Annotated in this window: 15 protein-coding genes and 1 pseudogene; 5 read left to right on the top strand and 11 right to left on the bottom strand. The window is 55.2% G+C overall.

Annotated features, from left to right (window positions below; translation table 11 throughout):
• Positions 1-27: 27 nt before the first annotated feature.
• From cysC to cysG, 4 genes are read right to left on the bottom strand one after another with little or no spacing between them, the layout of a single operon-like run.
• Positions 28-633, bottom strand: a complete 606-nt coding sequence (gene cysC, locus ETG88_RS07205) for an adenylyl-sulfate kinase (RefSeq protein ID WP_100779133.1) — start codon at positions 631-633, stop codon at positions 28-30.
• Positions 633-2060, bottom strand: a complete 1428-nt coding sequence (cysN, locus tag ETG88_RS07210) for a sulfate adenylyltransferase subunit CysN (protein ID WP_100779132.1) — start codon at positions 2058-2060, stop codon at positions 633-635. Before cysN ends, cysC begins: the two co-directional genes overlap by 1 nt.
• Positions 2061-2069: 9 nt before the next feature.
• Entirely contained in the window at positions 2070-2978 is a 909-nt protein-coding gene (gene cysD / locus ETG88_RS07215; RefSeq protein WP_095283121.1) for a sulfate adenylyltransferase subunit CysD, read from the bottom strand.
• Positions 2979-2987: 9 nt separating this feature from the next.
• Entirely contained in the window at positions 2988-4346 is a 1359-nt protein-coding gene (cysG, locus tag ETG88_RS07220; protein WP_129035055.1) for a siroheme synthase CysG, read from the bottom strand.
• Positions 4347-4586: 240 nt separating this feature from the next.
• On the opposite strand from cysG, the gene ETG88_RS07225 reads away from it, so the two are divergent.
• The 3 genes and pseudogenes from ETG88_RS07225 to ETG88_RS07235 form a co-directional block, all read left to right on the top strand.
• Positions 4587-5630: an aminopeptidase gene (locus ETG88_RS07225; protein ID WP_100779130.1), complete on the top strand. Its 1044-nt coding sequence runs from the start codon at positions 4587-4589 to the stop codon at positions 5628-5630.
• A gap of 828 nt (positions 5631-6458) precedes the next feature.
• Positions 6459-6671: a cold shock protein CspG gene (gene cspG / locus ETG88_RS07230; protein WP_100779129.1), complete on the top strand. Its 213-nt coding sequence runs from the start codon at positions 6459-6461 to the stop codon at positions 6669-6671.
• A 120-nt stretch (positions 6672-6791) separates the two neighbouring features.
• Positions 6792-6908 (top strand): annotated as a pseudogene (locus ETG88_RS07235) (AraC family transcriptional regulator); the annotation flags it as partial.
• A gap of 134 nt (positions 6909-7042) precedes the next feature.
• Here ETG88_RS07235 and cysH read toward each other — a convergent pair.
• The 3 genes from cysH to cysJ form a co-directional block, all read right to left on the bottom strand.
• The gene (gene cysH, locus ETG88_RS07240) at positions 7043-7777 is read right to left on the bottom strand and encodes a phosphoadenosine phosphosulfate reductase (protein WP_129035056.1); all 735 of its coding nucleotides are present in this window, start codon (positions 7775-7777) and stop codon (positions 7043-7045) included.
• A gap of 69 nt (positions 7778-7846) precedes the next feature.
• On the bottom strand, positions 7847-9559 hold the full coding sequence (gene cysI, locus ETG88_RS07250) for an assimilatory sulfite reductase (NADPH) hemoprotein subunit (protein WP_100779127.1): 1713 nt from the start codon (positions 9557-9559) through the stop codon (positions 7847-7849).
• Positions 9559-11364: an NADPH-dependent assimilatory sulfite reductase flavoprotein subunit gene (gene cysJ / locus ETG88_RS07255; protein ID WP_129035057.1), complete on the bottom strand. Its 1806-nt coding sequence runs from the start codon at positions 11362-11364 to the stop codon at positions 9559-9561. Before cysJ ends, cysI begins: the two co-directional genes overlap by 1 nt.
• 309 nt (positions 11365-11673) lie before the next feature.
• Between cysJ and queD the strand changes: the two genes are divergently transcribed.
• Positions 11674-12039, top strand: coding sequence for a 6-carboxytetrahydropterin synthase QueD (queD, locus tag ETG88_RS07260; RefSeq protein ID WP_164971777.1), 366 nt, complete (start codon positions 11674-11676; stop codon positions 12037-12039).
• A gap of 34 nt (positions 12040-12073) precedes the next feature.
• On the opposite strand, the gene queE is transcribed toward queD, so the two are convergent.
• From queE to ETG88_RS07275, 3 genes are all read right to left on the bottom strand, one after another.
• Positions 12074-12745, bottom strand: a complete 672-nt coding sequence (queE, locus tag ETG88_RS07265; protein ID WP_100779124.1) for a 7-carboxy-7-deazaguanine synthase QueE — start codon at positions 12743-12745, stop codon at positions 12074-12076.
• A gap of 72 nt (positions 12746-12817) precedes the next feature.
• A complete protein-coding gene (locus tag ETG88_RS07270) occupies positions 12818-13507 on the bottom strand; it encodes an N-acetylmannosamine-6-phosphate 2-epimerase (RefSeq protein ID WP_129035058.1) in 690 nt (229 codons plus the stop codon).
• Entirely contained in the window at positions 13507-15063 is a 1557-nt protein-coding gene (locus tag ETG88_RS07275; RefSeq protein ID WP_129035059.1) for a PTS transporter subunit EIIC, read from the bottom strand. Before ETG88_RS07275 ends, ETG88_RS07270 begins: the two co-directional genes overlap by 1 nt.
• 166 nt (positions 15064-15229) lie before the next feature.
• Between ETG88_RS07275 and ETG88_RS07280 the strand changes: the two genes are divergently transcribed.
• On the top strand, positions 15230-16054 hold the full coding sequence (locus ETG88_RS07280) for a MurR/RpiR family transcriptional regulator (protein ID WP_129035060.1): 825 nt from the start codon (positions 15230-15232) through the stop codon (positions 16052-16054).
• A 59-nt stretch (positions 16055-16113) separates the two neighbouring features.
• On the opposite strand, the gene eno is transcribed toward ETG88_RS07280, so the two are convergent.
• The gene (eno, locus tag ETG88_RS07285) at positions 16114-17409 is read right to left on the bottom strand and encodes a phosphopyruvate hydratase (protein WP_100779120.1); all 1296 of its coding nucleotides are present in this window, start codon (positions 17407-17409) and stop codon (positions 16114-16116) included.
• Between the last annotated feature and the right edge of the window lie 52 nt (positions 17410-17461).

A 17461-nucleotide genomic window follows, 5' to 3' on the forward strand; every position in this document is an offset into this window, starting at 1 on the left:
GCAGCGAGCTATCCGTTCGATACCGTCTCAGGATCTGATAATATCGCCCTGTCTGAGCAGGTCTAATAATTGGCCTACTAAATTTGTTACCAATTGTTGACCTTCCAGGTGAATCTCTGGTGATTCAGGGGCTTCGTAAACCGAGTCAATGCCGGTGAAATTACGCAGCTCACCCGCACGGGCCTTTTTGTAAAGCCCTTTCGGATCGCGCGCTTCGCACACCGCAAGCGGCGTATCGACAAACACTTCGATAAACCGCTCGTGACCCACGCGCTCGCGCACCATCTGTCGCTCGGCGCGATGTGGCGAGATAAAGGCGGTTAATACGACCAGCCCTGCATCAGCCATCAGGCTCGCCACTTCCCCTACGCGGCGAATGTTCTCTTTACGATCGTCATCGCTAAATCCCAAATCGCTGCACAGGCCGTGGCGCACATTGTCGCCATCGAGCAGATAGGTACTGACGCCCTGCTGATGCAGCGCCTCTTCCAGCGCCCCGGCCACGGTGGATTTACCGGAGCCAGACAGCCCGGTAAACCACAGCACAACCCCACGATGACCGTGGAGTTGTTCGCGCGCGGCAACCGTTACCGGATGAGGATGCCAGACGACGTTCTCATCGTGCTGCGCCATTATTTTCCTCCCAGCAAATCGCGAGCGCCCCAGTGCGGGAAGTGTTTGCGAACCAGCGCGTTCAGCTCCAGCTCAAAGGCGCTGAATTCAGAAGGCGCTGCGGTTGCCTGCTCGTGCGGCTCGCGCACCATGCCGGCACCCACGGTGACGTTAGTCAGCCTGTCGATAAAGATCAGGCCGCCCGTTACCGGGTTTTGCTGATATTTGTCGAGCACCAGCGGCTCATCAAAAGTGAGATCCACCAGTCCAATGCCGTTCAGCGGCAATTCTGAAACCTGGTGCTGCGCCAGATTGTTGATATCCACCTGATAGTGAATGCTATCGACGCGCGCACGGGTTTTCTTGCCCGCGATTTTGATGTCGTAGCTTTGGCCCGCCGTCAGCGGTTGCTCCGCCATCCACACCACGTCCAGGGACGCGCTTTGCACGGCCGGCACGCTCTCCTGCGCATCCAGCAGCAAATCACCGCGGCTAATATCAATCTCGTCCTTCAGTACCAGAGTCACCGCTTCGCCCGCGCCCGCTTCCGGCAAATCACCGTCGAAGGTGACGATACGGGCAATGGTCGATTCCACACCGGACGGCAGCGCTTTCACGCGCTGGCCAACTTTCACCACGCCGGAGGCAATCGTCCCGGAGAAGCCACGGAAATCGAGGTTTGGACGGTTGACATATTGCACCGGGAAGCGCATCGGCTGGCTTTCCACGGGGCGTTGAATTTCGACGGTTTCCAGCACTTCCAGCAGCGTCGGGCCGCTGTACCACGGCATGTTCACGCTCTGGGAGGCCACGTTATCGCCCTCCAGTGCGGAGAGCGGCACAAAGCGAATATCCAGATTGCCCGGCAGCTGCGCGGCGAAAGTCAGATAGCTCTGGCGGATCTCCTCGAATTTCTCTTCGCTGAAATTCACCAGATCCATTTTGTTGACTGCCACCACCAGGTGTTTGATGCCGAGCAGCGTGGAGATAAAGCTGTGGCGACGGGTCTGATCGAGCACGCCTTTGCGCGCATCCATCAGCAGGATCGCCAGCTCACAGGTCGAGGCGCCCGTGGCCATGTTACGGGTGTACTGCTCATGCCCTGGGGTGTCGGCGATGATAAATTTGCGCTTCTCGGTAGAGAAATAGCGGTACGCCACGTCGATGGTAATCCCCTGCTCGCGTTCAGCCTGCAGGCCATCCACCAGCAGCGCCAGATCGAGTTTTTCGCCCTGGGTGCCGTGACGTTTGCTGTCATTGTGCAGGGAGGAGAGCTGGTCTTCGTAAATCTGACGCGTGTCATGCAGCAGTCGGCCAATCAGGGTACTTTTTCCGTCATCGACGCTGCCGCAGGTCAGAAAGCGCAGCAGGCTTTTGTGCTGCTGGGCGTGCAGGTAAGCTTCCACGCCGCCTTCATCAGCAATTTGTTGTGCAATAGTGGTGTTCATGGCGGCTCCTTAGAAATAACCCTGACGTTTCTTCAGCTCCATTGAGCCTGCCTGGTCGCGGTCAATCATGCGCCCCTGTCGCTCACTGGTGGTGGAGACCAGCATCTCTTCGATGATCTCCGGCAGCGTCTGCGCGTTTGATTCCACAGCACCCGTCAACGGCCAGCAGCCCAGCGTACGGAAGCGGACCATCTGTTTTTTGATCACTTCGCCCGGCTGCAAATCGATACGATCGTCGTCGATCATCATCAGCATTCCGTCGCGTTCCAGCACCGGACGCTCTGCCGCCAGATACAGCGGAACGATTTCGATATTTTCCAGATAGATATACTGCCAGATATCCAGCTCGGTCCAGTTGGAGAGCGGGAAGACGCGGATGCTTTCGCCTTTATTAATCTGGCCGTTGTAGTTGTGCCACAGCTCCGGACGCTGGTTTTTCGGGTCCCAGCGGTGGAAGCGGTCGCGGAAAGAATAGATACGCTCTTTGGCGCGGGATTTCTCTTCGTCACGGCGCGCGCCACCGAAGGCCGCATCAAAACCGTATTTGTTCAGGGCCTGTTTCAGCCCTTCGGTTTTCATGATATCCGTGTGTTTCGCGCTGCCGTGCACGAACGGGTTGATGCCCATCGCCACCCCTTCCGGGTTTTTGTGCACCAGCAGCTCGCAGCCGTAGGCTTTGGCGGTACGGTCGCGGAACTCGTACATTTCGCGGAACTTCCAGCCGGTATCCACGTGCAGCAGCGGGAACGGCAAAGTGCCCGGATAAAACGCTTTACGCGCCAGATGCAGCATGACGCTGGAATCTTTCCCGATCGAGTACATCATCACCGGGTTCGAAAATTCGGCAGCCACCTCGCGGATAATATGGATGCTTTCCGCTTCAAGTTGCCGCAGGTGGGTAAGTCGTTTTTGGTCCATAACCATTCCTTAAGCCAGATTCACCACAGAAGAGTTGAATCCCTCCTGCTGTTGGTTGTGTTGAAACCAGGCGAGCGTCTGATGCAGCTCCACCACCTCTCCCACCACAATCAGGGCGGGCATGGGGGCATTTTTCGCCAGGTTTGCAAGTTGTTGTAAGGTTCCGGTCGCGACGTGCTGGTCGACGCGTGTCCCGCGTGAAATCACCGCCACCGGCGTCGCTTTATCGCGCCCATGACGAATCAACTGTTCGCTGATGTCAGCGGCTTTCAGAGTGCCCATGTAGATCGCCAGCGTCTGACGACTTTGCGCCAGCTGGGCCCAGTCAAACGGCGCGCTGTCTGCTTTGTAGTGTCCGGTAACGAAGGTGACGCTCTGGGCATAATCGCGGTGAGTGAGCGGGATACCGGCATAGGCGGTGACTGCCGATGCCGCCGTGATCCCAGGGACCACCTGAAACGGCACGCCCGCCTGCGCGGCTGCCTGCAACTCTTCACCGCCGCGCCCGAAAATAAACGGGTCGCCGCCTTTGAGGCGTACCACGGATTTCCCGGCTTTCGCGGCATCAATCAGCATCTGATTGGTCTCATGCTGCGCCACTGAGTGTTCGCCCGCGCGTTTGCCGACGCAGATCTGCTCGGCATCGCGACGGATAAGCTCACGCACCTCGTCGCTTACCAGATGATCGTAAAAGACCACGTCGGCCTGCTGGATAACCTGCAGACCGCGCAGCGTCAGCAGCCCGGCGTCACCCGGCCCGGCACCGACTAAAATAATTTCGCCCTGCTGCTGATGTGAAGCGTGAAGGGAGTCCTCCAGTTCGCGTTTGGCGGCCTGTTCGTTTCCCGCCGCCATCAGGCTGGCAAAACGCCCGCGAAAGGCTTTCTCCCAAAAACGACGGCGATCGGCGGTAGTGGTACGGTACGCTTTCAGTCGTTCCCGAAAGCCCCCCGCCACTTCAGCCATACGCCCGAGGCTTACAGGTAATAACGCTTCCAGCTTTTCACGCAGCATGCGCGCCAGCACGGGCGCGTTGCCGCCGGATGAGATTGCAATCAGCAGCGGGGAACGGTCGACAATCGACGGGAAGATAAACGAGCACAAGGGCTGATCGTCCACCACGTTCACCAGCCGATGACGGGCATTGGCCGCCTCGAACACCCGACGGTTCAGCGCCTGATCGTCCGTCGCCGCGATGGCCAGTACCACCTGATCAAGCTGTGACTCATCAAATTCTGACGCCGTAACACTCTGCACCTGCGCGCCGGCCCGCTGTAAAAAAGCGATTTTGCGATCGGCGATTTCGCCCGTCCCGACAACCAGCACCGGACGGTCTTTCAATAAAGCAAACAGCGGCAGATAGTCCACGATGCGGTAACTCGTCTCAACAACAGGAATAGTGGGACTATAGGGGGCGGCTTAGAGTGAATGAAATTACGAATTGGAATGAGTAGTTACTCAATGGAATAACGAGTTGAGAAAACTAATATCAAAAAGTGCTTAACCTGCGAAATAACGGGCATTTAAGAGCAAATGAAATTGTGTAAGCGCCGTCACAGTTTCATACTAGGCAGGTTAAAATTTTGTTCGATTTTTTAAGGACTCACTATGTTTTGCGCAATGCGCCACCGTATCGCTGCCCTGGCGATCGGCGTTTGCTGTATCCTCCCGGCTCAGGCCACCACTCAACCTTTGGGTGAAATCGCATCCACTCAGGCGCGCCATATTGCCACGGTATTTCCAGGACGAATGACGGGCACGCCTGCGGAGATGCTGTCGGCGGACTATCTGCGCCAGCAGTTTGCACAGATGGGCTACCAGAACGACATTCGGGCCTTCCACAGCCGCTACATTTTTACGTCGCGCAATAACAGCAAAAACTGGCATAACGTGACCGGCAGTACGGTTATCGCGGCCCACGAAGGCAAATCGGCGCAGCAAATTATTATTATGGCGCATCTCGATACCTTCGCCCCCCAGAGCGATGCGGACATTGATAATAATCTCGGCGGCCTGACCCTTCAGGGTATCGACGATAATGCGGCAGGCCTTGGCGTGATGCTGGAGCTGGCCGAACGGATGAAAGATGTTCCGACCCAGTACGGGATTCGCTTTGTCGCCACCAGCGGCGAAGAGGAAGGCAAACTCGGGGCGGAGAACCTGCTCAACCGCATGAGCGCGGCGGAAAAGAAAAATACCCTGCTGGTGATCAATCTCGATAATCTCATCGTCGGCGATAAGCTCTATTTCAACAGCGGCAAAAGCACCCCCAACTCTGTACGCAAACTGACGCGCGACCGCGCGCTGGCCATTGCCCGCAGCCACGGTATTCTGGCGGCAGTCAATCCTGGGCGTAATCCGGCTTACCCCAAAGGCACCGGCTGCTGTAGCGACGGCGAAGTGTTTGATAAAGCGGGCATTCCCGTGCTGTACGTCGAGGCGACGAACTGGAACTTAGGGGACAAAAACGGCTACCAGCAGCGCGCTAAATCGAAAGCCTTCCCGGATGGCACCAGCTGGCACGATGTGAGACTGGATAACCAGCAGCACATTGATAAAGTGCTGCCTCAGCGCATTGAGCACCGCAGCCGTGACGTGGTGAAAGTAATGCTGCCGCTGGTGAAAGAGTTGACGAAAGCGGGTAAAGCGTAAACGGAAAGCGAAAGAATGGGGGCATTAGGTCATGTGCCGCCCCCCAAAAAGTTGGACAGAATAGCCGAGGCACTCAAGAAAGAGTCCATGTGATGTACGGGCTCTTTTTTGTTTCCTGCCTGTCTAAAAAATCAATTCTGCAACCGTATCCTCCATTCCGCTGGTTGCTGACTTTTCTGCCTCAGCAATAACTTTGATGGATTAACACCCTTCATACACTCTCCCGAGGATGTTATGTCTGAAAAGAGTCATTTACCGCTGCCGGACGATCACAAGCCGTTACGATGAAGAGAAAGAGTTGCTGGCGCTCGAAGCACGAAAACCGCCCCTACTTAAGCCATAAAACGTGTCGAATGTTTCAGGACGTGCAGCGGACGTTTCCAGTAGATTGGCACAATAAATAGTGGGAGGCTTTTTAGTATTAATGCCCAATATTATCTGGAGTGAACGGGTACATTTGAAAGCAATATAAATAGCAGTATCACTTTATTAAGCCCATTAATGTTAAATCAGAAGTCTGTAGTATCTTAAAAGCCTTGGCTGCAATGGTCAGGGCTTTTAAGATGACTGCCCTTTTGGATTGTAAATTTCCCCAACAGATTACTGACAAAAATAATCTTGCTTATCAAGTCATATGCGCCCACTATGCGTCATCGGTTTGGCATACAGACCTTATGAAAGCAGTTTTAGTAAAGCAGTCCTCATTTCAAGCGTGTTCCTTAGATACTCTTCTGCATGAGCCTCCTCCTAAGTGCCCAATAAGTCCTCATCTGCAAGCAGGCCATGTTTGCCACCGCGTGTGGCTCAAGAAAATTTAAGGAAGTAAATATGTCTAATAAAATGACTGGTTTAGTAAAATGGTTTAACTCTGAAAAAGGCTTCGGCTTCATTTCGCCAGAAGACGGTAGCAAAGATGTCTTCGTACATTTTTCTGCTATCCAGAGCAACGATTACAAAACACTAGATGAAGGGCAGAAGGTTGAGTTCTCAATTGAGAATGGTGCCAAAGGTCCTGCAGCTGCCAACGTTATCACGCTGTAATAGCTGATAATGACACGAATACTTACGACAGCGATGACGGCATCAGCCTGAGCAGATAAGTGAACGTGATAAAAAAACCCGCCTTGAGCGGGTTTTTTTATGTTTCAGGCATAAGGGGGGGCGGCGGTAAAAGTGGGCTATGAGAGTGCGTCCCAGTTCAGCCGCGAGTACAGCAGGGAGTTTGGTGAGTCGCCGCAACGTGATATCAGACGCCTGCGGGGAGAAATAAGTCAGTAACAATCCCCCTCAGCAGCTATTTATAAGGATTCTGACGTCTCCTCTGTACGCAGTCATCCTTTACGGAATGCGTCTCGCAATAAAAAAAGCCCCTGCTCGTGACAAGCAGAGGCATATGACAGCGGACCGGTGAATCAGCCTTCGTGCAACCCGCACTCACGCTTAAGCCCAAAGAATCGTGTATCTTCTTCCGCCATTCCTGGCTCCCATTTGCGGGTGGTGTGGGTGTCGCCCACCGACAGGTAGCCCTGATCCCACAGGGGATGGTATTTCAGCCCGTGCTGCTGCAGATACTGATAAACGGTGCGGTTATCCCAGTCGATAATCGGCAGGACTTTAAATACGCCGCGCTGGATCCCAAGTACCGGCAGACTGGCCCGGCTGCCGGACTGTTCGCGGCGCAGACCGGCAAACCAGGTTTTCGCATTCAGCTCACTGAGCGCCCGGTTCATCGGCTCAACTTTGTTGATCTCATTGTATTTCTCAATGCCCTCAACACCCTGCTCCCACAGTTTGCCGTAGCGCGCTTCCTGCCACGCTGCGCTCTGCTCCGCGCGATAGACCTTAAGATTCAGCTGGAGCTTATCCGTCAGCTCATCAATAAACTGATAGGTTTCCGGAAACAGATAGCCGGTATCGGTGAGGATCACCGGAATGTCGGGGCGGATCTGATTCACAAGATGCAAACTCACCGCCGCCTGAATGCCAAAGCTCGACGAGAGCACATAGTCGCCCGGCAAATTTTCCAGCGCCCACGCGACGCGGCCCTGCGCATCGCGTTTTTCAAGCATGGCGTTCGTTTCCGCCAGCGCCAGGATACGTTCCACTTTGGGCAGATCGTTTAGGGCGTTTAGATCGAGTCTGGACATAAGTTCCTCACTGTTTGCCTTGCCTCATGGCGCTTCGCTTATCAGGCGCGCGCCACCGGGCGATCAGGATTACTCCCAGAAATCTCGCGCTGGATCGAGCACCGGGCGAATAATGCCCGCGCGTACCGTAAAGTCGCCGAAGCCTTCACCCGCTTCGCGCTCTTTCGCCCAGCGTCCGACCAGTTCATCGATGGAATCGAGAATTTCCGGCTCGGTAATGTTTTCGCGATACATACGCGGAATGCGCGTCCCGCTGCGATTCCCGCCAAGATGGACGTTGTAGCGGCCCGGCGCTTTACCCACCAGCCCCAGCTCCGCCAGCATCGCGCGGCCACAGCCGTTCGGGCAGCCCGTCACACGCATCACAATGTGTTCGTCGCCGATGCCGTGTTTCTCCAGCACCGCTTCCACTTTGTCAGTGAAAGAGGGCAGGAAGCGTTCGGCCTCAGCCATCGCCAGCGGACAGGTCGGGAAGGAGACGCAGGCCATGGAGTTTTCACGCTGCGGTTTAACCGCATCCATCAGCGTATGCTCGCGCGCCAGCTTCTCGATCTTCGCTTTCTGACTTTCCGGCACGCCGGCAATGATCAGGTTCTGGTTCGCGGTGATGCGGAACTCGCCTTTATGGATCTTAGCAATTTCCAGCAAACCGGTTTTCAGCGGACGGCCTGGATAATCCAGAATACGGCCATTCTCGATAAACAGCGTCAGGTGCCATTTATTGTCGATGCCTTTTACCCAGCCGATGCGATCGCCGCGCCCGGTGAACTCATACGGGCGGATTGGCTCAAATTTGATCCCTGCGCGACGCTCCACTTCCGCTTTAAACGTCTCAACGCCGACGCGCTCAAGGGTATATTTGGTCTTCGCGTTTTTACGATCCGTACGGTTGCCCCAGTCGCGCTGGGTCGTGACTACCGCTTCCGCCACCGCCAGGGTGTGCTCCAGCGGCAGATAACCAAACTCGCTCGCCGTGCGGGCGTAGGTTTTCTTGTTGCCGTGTTCAATCGACAGACCACCGCCCACCAGCAGGTTAAAGCCCACCAGTTTTCCGTTCTCGGCAATCGCCACGAAGTTCATGTCGTTGGCGTGAAGATCGATATCGTTCTGCGGCGGGATTACCACGGTCGTTTTAAATTTACGGGGCAGATAGGTCTGGCCGAGGATCGGCTCCTCGTCAGTGGTCGCGACCTTTTCCTGATCGAGCCAGATCTCCGCATAGGCGCGGGTGCGCGGCAGCAGATGCTCAGAGATCTTTTTCGCCCATTCGTAAGCTTCCGCATGCAGCTCAGACTCGAACGGGTTCGAGGTGCAGAGCACGTTACGGTTCATGTCGTTGGCGGTCGCCAGCGCGTCCAGGCCCACGGAGTGCAGCATCTGGTGAACCGGCTTCACGTTCTTCTTCAGAATGCCGTGGAACTGGAAGGTCTGACGGTTGGTCAGACGAATGCTGCCGTAAATCGTGTTGTCATGGGCGAACTTATCAATGGCCTGCCACTGCCTGGTGGTGATGACTCCACCCGGCAGGCGACAGCGCAGAAGCATCGCATGACGCGGCTCCAGCTTTTGCTCAGCACGCTCTGCGCGGATATCGCGGTCGTCCTGCTGGTACATGCCGTGGAAGCGGATCAGCAGGAAGTTGTCGCCGTTGAAACCGCCGGTCAGACCGTCATTTAAATCTTCGGCAATGGTGCCGCGCAGGTAGTTGCTCTCTACCTTCATGCGCTCGGCGTCCGTCAGTTTGCCTTCGACCACCAGTGGGCCAGGGTGTTTTTCACTCATTAGTAGACATCTCGCTGATAACGGCGCTCTACGCGCAGCTCACTTAAAAATTCGTCCGCCGTTTCGGCATCCATACCACCGAATTCGGCAATCACTTCCAGCAAAGCCTGCTCGACGTCTTTCGCCATGCGATTTGCGTCGCCACAGACATAAAGATGGGCACCGTCATTGATCCAGCGCCACAGCTCTGCGCCCTGTTCGCGCAGTTTGTCTTGTACGTATATTTTTTGTTGCTGGTCACGGGACCAGGCCAGATCGATACGGTTCAGCACGCCCTCTTTGACGTAACGTTGCCACTCAACCTGGTAAAGGAAATCTTCGGTAAAGTGCGGGTTGCCGAAGAACAGCCAGTTTTTGCCCGGCGCTTCATCTGCCGCGCGCTGCTGAAGGAAGGCGCGGAACGGGGCGATGCCGGTGCCAGGACCAATCATGATCACCGGCGTTTCCGGATTGGCCGGGAGGCGGAAGTTGTCGTTGTGCTCGATGAACACACGCACTTCGCCCTCTTCTTCCACACGATCGGCGAGGAAACTGGATGCCCCACCCGCACGAGCGCGGCCTTCGATTTCATAACGCACCGCGCCGACGGTGATGTGCACTTCGCTTTCCACTTCGGCCTGTGACGAGGCGATCGAGTAGAGGCGCGGCGTCAGCGGACGCAGCAGGCCGATGAGCGCCTCTGCATCCAGCTGCGCAGGCGCGAAACGCACCATATCCACAATCGGCGTGGTCGCGGCGTACTGCTGCAGTTTGGCTTTATCGCCCACGAATGGCAGCAGGGTTTCGCTGCGCGTCAGCGTGGCGTAGTTCTCAACGATATTGGCGGTATTGACCGTCAGTTCAAAGTGCCACTGAAGCGCCTCGGAGAGCGGCAGGGATTTGCCGTCCACGGTGACAGATTCAGTGCCCTTCAGCCACAGCAGCTCCACCAGCTCTTTGACCAGTTGCGGATCGTTCTGATACCAGACGCCGAGCGCATCGCCGGGCTGGTAGCGTAAACCGGAATCACCCAGATCGATTTCGATGTGGCGCACGTCTTTTTCGGAGTCGCGGCCGGTGATTTTCTGGTTAACTGACAAGCTCGCCGTCAGCGGTTCTTCTTTAGTGTAAGGGCTGGTCAGTACCTGATTCACCGCACCTGATGCCGTTGCAACGGCCTGCGCGGGGGAGTCTTTCGGCACGCGAGCTTTCAGCACTTCCACAATGCGCGCGCGCCATTCAGCGGCAGCAGGCTGGTATTCAACGTCAGCGTCGACGCGATCCAACAGGCGCTCAGCGCCCAACTCCGCGAGCTTATTGTCAAAATCTTTGCCGGACTGGCAGAAGAACTCGTATGAGGTATCACCAAGGCCAAAGACGGCGAACGCGGTGCCATCGAGTTTTGGCGCTTTTTTCGAGAACAGGAATTTATGCAGCGCGACCGCTTCTTCGGCCGGTTCGCCTTCGCCCTGCGTGGAGGCAACCACAACCAACAGTTTTTCTGACGCGATTTGTTTGAATTTATAATCCCCGGCGTTGACCAGGTTCACGTTCAGTTGGGCGGCCAGCAGATCGTCGCGCAGTGCTTCCGCCACGCGCCGGGCGTTGCCGGTCTGCGAAGCAGAGATAAGTGTAATCGCCGGGATTTCAACGGCGGCAGGCGCTGCGGTGACAACAGCCCCAGGTTGTTGATTGAGCATCCCCCAGAAATAGCCGGAGACCCAGGCAAGCTGAACAGGTGAAAAATCGGTGGTGGCCGCCTGGAGGCGCGCCAGTTGCTCCGGGTTCAGGGGAAGCAAATTCGAAGGTGGGGCCTGTGTTGTCATGCGTTGTTATGTTCCAGTAGCAAAGCGGAATTTATGCAAAAAGACCAAACTAGAGATAAGGTTAACGGCGGGGATAATAACAATTAAAGAAGGGATGGAAATAATAAATAACCAAAAGAACTAACCGCTTTTAGTCATGGTTCTTAACATTAAAACCGATAAAGCAAGCCACTGAATTTCTTAAATTTTATGAGCATAAGCGATGAGAAAATCTCTCATCCGGGACAAGGGCCGTTTTAGTTAATGCTAAAAAAGGGTCTTTCCGGTACTATGCGGCGGTTTTTTCCGCATTCGTATTACTGAGAGCACATGATGTCCACCACACTGTTTAAAGATTTCATCTTCGAAGCCGCCCATCGCCTGCCGCATGTTCCTGAGGGACATAAATGCGGTCGTCTGCACGGACACTCATTCATGGTGCGTCTTGAAATTACCGGTGAAGTCGATCCGCATACTGGCTGGATCATGGACTTTTCCGAGCTGAAAGCCGCCTTCAAGCCGACCTACGATCGTCTGGATCACTACTACCTGAACGATATTCCGGGGCTTGAAAATCCAACCAGCGAAGTGCTGGCGAAATGGATCTGGGAGCAGATGAAGCCGCTTGTCCCCCTGCTAAGCTCGGTGATGATCAAAGAGACCTGTACAGCGGGCTGCGTTTATCGCGGCGAATAAGACAAAAAAGCCCGGATATCCGGGCTTTTTTATATCAGGCAATATTCAGATACTTATGCGTCTGCATGGACAAACGCCAGTTACGCGCGATACAGGTTTCGATGCATAGCCGGGTGGCGTCATCTTTTTGGCTGATTGGCTGCAGGGCGATAATGCGCTGCTTTTCATCCGTCAGCGTCGCCAGCAGTTCATCCAGCGCTTCAATGTCACGCACGCGCCCTACCGGGTGTTTAATCTCATCCGCGCGCTCCAGCGCCTGAGAGAGTACGTCATATCCGCCGCGCATATTCACTTTGGGCGATACGGTCACCCAGGTCGAGTGCGAGCATCTGACTTCATGGGTACCGCTGGTTTCGATCTGGCAGCTGTAGCCGTTCTTCTCCAGCAGCTCCGTGAGCGGCATTAAATCGTGGATGCAGGGTTCACCACCGGTAATCACGATGTGGCGCGCGGTCCAGCCCTGACGGCCAATAATCGCCAGCAGATCTTCGGCACTCCCGGCACCCCATTTATCGCTCTCTTTGGTTTTTGCCAGAATACTAAACAGCGACACTTCCCGATCTGCGAGTTTATCCCACGTATGTTTGGTATCACACCAGGCACAGCCGACCGGGCATCCCTGTAAACGAATAAAAATAGCAGGAACGCCGGTGAAGTAACCCTCGCCTTGCAGGGTCTGGAACATCTCGTTAATCGGGTACTGCATAGTCATCTCAGTTAAGGGGATAAACGTTAAGTATCGCAGATCCCCGCCTAAGTATCATGCCCGATCGGTGCTTTACGCCTCAATCGCCGCCACAAAGCGCGCCGTAATCTGCTGAGGACGGGTGATTGCACCACCTACCACCACGGTATGCGCGCCCAGTGCCAGGCATCGTGCGGCCCGCTCTGGCGTGTCGACATTCCCTTCGGCCACCACCGGTACCGTCACTGCCGCAAGGACGTCGCGTAAAAAGGCGCAGTCATTATCCGGCAGAGACTGACCTGCCGTCTGCGCCGTGTAGCCGTGAAGGGTGGTGCCCACGCAGTCGAAGCCCAAATCCTGCGCCGTTTTGGCCTCGGCAACGGTGGCGATATCCGCCATCAGCAGTTGAGAGGGATAACGCGCACGAATCTGTGCGACGAGATCGGCAAGCGTCTCTCCATTCGGACGCGGGCGCGCGGTGGCGTCGAGGGCGATAATTTCCGGTGTCAGCGTCATCAGTTCGTCGATCTCTTTCATGGTGGCGGTGATAAACACCTCACTGTCCGGATAATCACGCTTAATGATGCCTATCACCGGTAAAGAGACGCTCGCCTGAATTGCCGCGATATCCACCACGCTGTTGGCTCGAATAGCGACCGCCCCACCCTGCGCCGCCGCCAGCGCCATGCGTGACATGATAAACGGGCTGTGCAGCGGTTCATTTTCCAGTGCCTGACAGGAGACGATCAACTTGCCTTTCAATACATCCAGTATCGTTTTCATTACGCTAAACTCTCTTCGACTTCGTTTTTAATGATGGTGACGTGCGGACCGTAAATCACCTGAACGCCGTTTCCGCGTACAATCACCCCGCGCGCGCCGGTCGCTTTTAGCGCCGCTTCGTTGACCTTACCGCCATCCTTCACGGTGACGCGCAGACGCGTGGCGCAGCAGTCCACCTCTTCCAGATTTTCCCGACCGCCTAATCCTGCAATCACCACCGCTGCGCGTTCGCTTTGTGGAAGCGCACTCTCAACCACGGCCTCTTTCTCACGGCCCGGCGTGGCGAACCGGAAACGGTTAATCAGGTAACGGAAGGTGAAGTAGTAGAGGAAGAACCACGGAACGCCGACCAGCGGGACGTACATCCAGTGGGTTTTGGCTTCGCCCTGCAGGACGCCAAACAGGATGAAATCGATAAAACCGCCCGAGAAGGTCTGCCCGATGGTGATGTGCAGAATATGTGCGATCATAAACGCCAGCCCATCAAAGAAGGCATGGATGACGTATAACACCGGCGCGACAAACAGGAATGAGAACTCAATCGGCTCGGTGATCCCGGTCAGGAAGGAGGTCAACGCCGCCGAGAGCAGCAGCCCGGCCACGCGCTTTTTGTTCTCCGGTTTAGCCGTGTGGTACATCGCCAGACAGGCACCCAGCAGGCCGAACATCATGGTAATAAAGCGCCCGGACATGAAGCGCGAGGTGCCGATATAAAACTGCTGGGTATTCGGATCGGCGAGCTGCGCAAAGAAGATACGCTGCGTGCCTTCCACCAGCTGGCCATTGACGATTTCACTCCCGCCCAGTGCGGTTGTCCAGAACGGCAGATAGAAGATATGGTGCAGACCAAACGGGCCGAGCATGCGCAGGATAAAACCGTACAAAAACGTGCCGAGATAACCCGTCGCGTCCACCAGCCCGCCCAGACCAAATATCATTTTCTGGAAATGAGGCCACACAACCGTCATCAGCGCACCGACCACAATTGCCGCCAGCGAGCTAATAATCGGCACAAAGCGGGAACCGCCGAAGAAGCCGAGGAACTGCGGCAGAGCGATTTTATTAAAGCGATGGTGTAGCGTGCAGGTCACCAGGCCAATCACCACGCCGCCAAAGACGCCGGTTTCCAGCGTCTGAATCCCAAGCGTCATTCCCTGCCCCACCGCGCCGGGATTTTCATGGGCCAGTGTGCCGGTGAGGATCAGCAGCGCATTGATGGTGGCATTCATCACCAGGAATGCGAGGAGCGCCGCAAGCCCGGCGGTGCCTTTATCCGTTTTCGCCAGCCCGACCGCAACACCCACCGCAAACAGCACCGAGAGGTTGGCAAAGACAATCGATCCGGCGCTACTCATGATGGTAAAGATGGCCTGAAGCCAGCCGACATCCAGGAACGGATATGCCGTCAGCGTATTGGGGTTGGACAACGCCCCCCCAATTCCTAGCAGCAAGCCCGCCGCGGGCAATACCGCTATCGGCAGCATGAACGATTTACCGAACCGCTGCGCCTTTTCAAACCACGCCCCTGAAGAGGCACCACTAAACATCTGCATCATATTTTCACTTCCCCCGAGTAATGATGAAAATTTTTACCACATAAATTATATAAACCGAAAATTATCACCAAAGATCGGGAAGCGGATCATACTTTTTTAAAATGACTGGCATCTCTCCCCCGCTTTCCGCCACACTAGCCCCAGAGAAACGCATTAAGGATCTTGCATGTCAGAAAATGAAAATCTGCTGCTGAGGCTGCGCCAGAGCGTCTCGGGATACAGCCCCACTCAGCAAAAACTGGGAGAGTTCGTCTTAAACGATCCCGCGAAAGTGCTTTATCTGACGATCACCGAACTGGCGCGCGAAAGTGAAACCAGTGAGGCGAGCGTGACGCGCTTATGCCGAGCGCTGGGCTGTAAGGGATATACGGAATTCAAAATGGCGCTGGCGCTGGATGTACAGCGGATCCAGGCACCTGCCAGAAAAGGAGATGAGATCGACGAGGTGGTGGAAGAGTCGGTGCAGGCGCTGCGCGATACCGCCCAGTTGCTCGACAGAGAGGTGCTGCTGAAGGCGGCGCAGGCGCTGCATCAGTCGCGGTCAGTCTACATTTATGGCGTCGCGGCCAGCGCCATTATCGGGGACTATCTGCACTACAAATTATTGCGGCTGGGGAAACCGGTGCAACTGTTCAGCGATATGCATCGGGCATCAATGAACGCGACGACGCTCACTCAGGACGATCTGGTGGTGGCGATTTCAAGTTCTGGTTCGACGCGTGACTTACTGCATGTGGTGAAGCTGGCGCGTAAGCGTGGAGCTAAAGTGCTGGCGCTGAGCAACACGCCGCGCAGCCCGCTGGCATCGATAAGCGAAATGCTGCTGGTGGCAGCGAAACCGGAAGGGCCGCTGAGTGCTGGGGCGTTAAATGCCAAAGTGGGCGTGATGCTGCTGGTGGAACTGCTGGCAACCAGTCTGATTACCCTCGACGGTCACTATGGCGATGTCAGTCAGCAGACGGCCAGTGCCACTCTCCCCTTGCTGCTGTAAATCAGACATAAAAAAACCCGCCGAAGCGGGTTTTTTCTTAAGAGTGAAAGCTCAGTAGATTACTGACCTTTGATCTCTTTACGACCGTTGTACGGAGCTTTTTCGCCCAGTGCTTCTTCGATACGAATCAGCTGGTTGTATTTAGCTACGCGATCAGAACGGCTCATAGAACCTGTTTTGATCTGGCCTGCAGCGGTACCAACAGCCAGGTCAGCGATGGTAGCGTCTTCAGTTTCGCCTGAACGGTGAGAGATAACGGCAGTGTAGCCAGCGTCTTTCGCCATTTTGATCGCAGCCAGAGTTTCGGTCAGAGAACCGATCTGGTTGAATTTGATCAGGATGGAGTTAACGATGCCTTTGTCGATACCTTCTTTCAGGATCTTGGTGTTGGTTACGAACAGATCGTCACCAACCAGCTGGATTTTGTCGCCCAGAACTTTAGTCTGGTATGCGAAACCGTCCCAGTCAGATTCGTCCAGACCGTCTTCGATAGAGACGATTGGGTACTGTTTGGTCAGGTCTTCCAGGAAGTGAGTGAACTCTTCGGAGGAGAATGCTTTGTTGCCTTCGCCAGCCAGAACGTATTTACCGTCTTTGTAGAATTCAGATGCTGCACAGTCCATCGCCAGGGTGATGTCGGTGCCCAGCTCGTAGCCCGCTGCTTTTACTGCTTCAGCGATAACAGCCAGAGCTTCTGCGTTAGAACCCAGGTTAGGCGCGTAGCCACCTTCGTCACCAACAGCAGTGTTCATGCCTTTAGCTTTCAGAACTTTAGCCAGGTTATGGAACACTTCAGAACCCATACGAACCGCTTCTTTCAGGGATTTCGCGCCAACTGGCTGAATCATGAATTCCTGAATATCAACGTTGTTGTCCGCGTGCTCACCACCGTTGATGATGTTCATCATCGGAACCGGCATGGAGTATTTGCCTGGGGTGCCGTTCAGTTCAGCGATGTGCTCATACAGCGGCTGACCTTTAGACGCTGCAGCCGCTTTGGCGTTAGCCAGAGACACAGCCAGGATTGCGTTCGCACCGAAGTTAGATTTGTTTTCAGTACCGTCCAGGTCGATCATGATTTTATCGATGCCAGCCTGGTCTTTGGCGTCTTTGCCAAGGATTGCCTGAGCGATAGGACCGTTAACCGCGCCAACAGCTTTGGTTACGCCTTTACCCAGGAAACGGGATTTGTCGCCATCGCGCAGTTCCAGCGCTTCGCGGGAACCAGTAGAAGCACCTGACGGAGCAGCTGCCATACCGACGAAACCACCTTCCAGGTGAACTTCGGCTTCAACGGTCGGGTTACCACGGGAGTCGATGATTTCACGACCGATGACTTTAACGATTTTGGACATTAGATTTTCCTCAGTACAAGTTAAACTAAAACTCCAGACAAACAACGCGTAC

Origin of the sequence: Lelliottia nimipressuralis (assembly GCF_004115925.1) — a bacterium.
Lineage (GTDB): Bacteria > Pseudomonadota > Gammaproteobacteria > Enterobacterales > Enterobacteriaceae > Enterobacter > Enterobacter nimipressuralis.

Excerpts from the sequence above, each read along its gene's own strand:
- cysJ (WP_129035057.1), bottom strand. The coding sequence starts at position 11,364 with ATGACAACACAGGCCCCACCTTCGAATTTGCTTCCCCTGAACCCGGAG.
- eno (WP_100779120.1), bottom strand. The coding sequence starts at position 17,409 with ATGTCCAAAATCGTTAAAGTCATCGGTCGTGAAATCATCGACTCCCGT.
- cysD (WP_095283121.1), bottom strand. The coding sequence starts at position 2,978 with ATGGACCAAAAACGACTTACCCACCTGCGGCAACTTGAAGCGGAAAGC.
- cysI (WP_100779127.1), bottom strand. The coding sequence starts at position 9,559 with ATGAGTGAAAAACACCCTGGCCCACTGGTGGTCGAAGGCAAACTGACG.
- cysC (WP_100779133.1), bottom strand. The coding sequence starts at position 633 with ATGGCGCAGCACGATGAGAACGTCGTCTGGCATCCTCATCCGGTAACG.
- ETG88_RS07275 (WP_129035059.1), bottom strand. The coding sequence starts at position 15,063 with ATGATGCAGATGTTTAGTGGTGCCTCTTCAGGGGCGTGGTTTGAAAAG.
- ETG88_RS07270 (WP_129035058.1), bottom strand. The coding sequence starts at position 13,507 with ATGAAAACGATACTGGATGTATTGAAAGGCAAGTTGATCGTCTCCTGT.
- ETG88_RS07280 (WP_129035060.1), top strand. The coding sequence starts at position 15,230 with ATGTCAGAAAATGAAAATCTGCTGCTGAGGCTGCGCCAGAGCGTCTCG.
- cysH (WP_129035056.1), bottom strand. The coding sequence starts at position 7,777 with ATGTCCAGACTCGATCTAAACGCCCTAAACGATCTGCCCAAAGTGGAA.
- queD (WP_164971777.1), top strand. The coding sequence starts at position 11,674 with ATGATGTCCACCACACTGTTTAAAGATTTCATCTTCGAAGCCGCCCAT.
- cysN (WP_100779132.1), bottom strand. The coding sequence starts at position 2,060 with ATGAACACCACTATTGCACAACAAATTGCTGATGAAGGCGGCGTGGAA.
- cspG (WP_100779129.1), top strand. The coding sequence starts at position 6,459 with ATGTCTAATAAAATGACTGGTTTAGTAAAATGGTTTAACTCTGAAAAA.
- queE (WP_100779124.1), bottom strand. The coding sequence starts at position 12,745 with ATGCAGTACCCGATTAACGAGATGTTCCAGACCCTGCAAGGCGAGGGT.
- ETG88_RS07225 (WP_100779130.1), top strand. The coding sequence starts at position 4,587 with ATGTTTTGCGCAATGCGCCACCGTATCGCTGCCCTGGCGATCGGCGTT.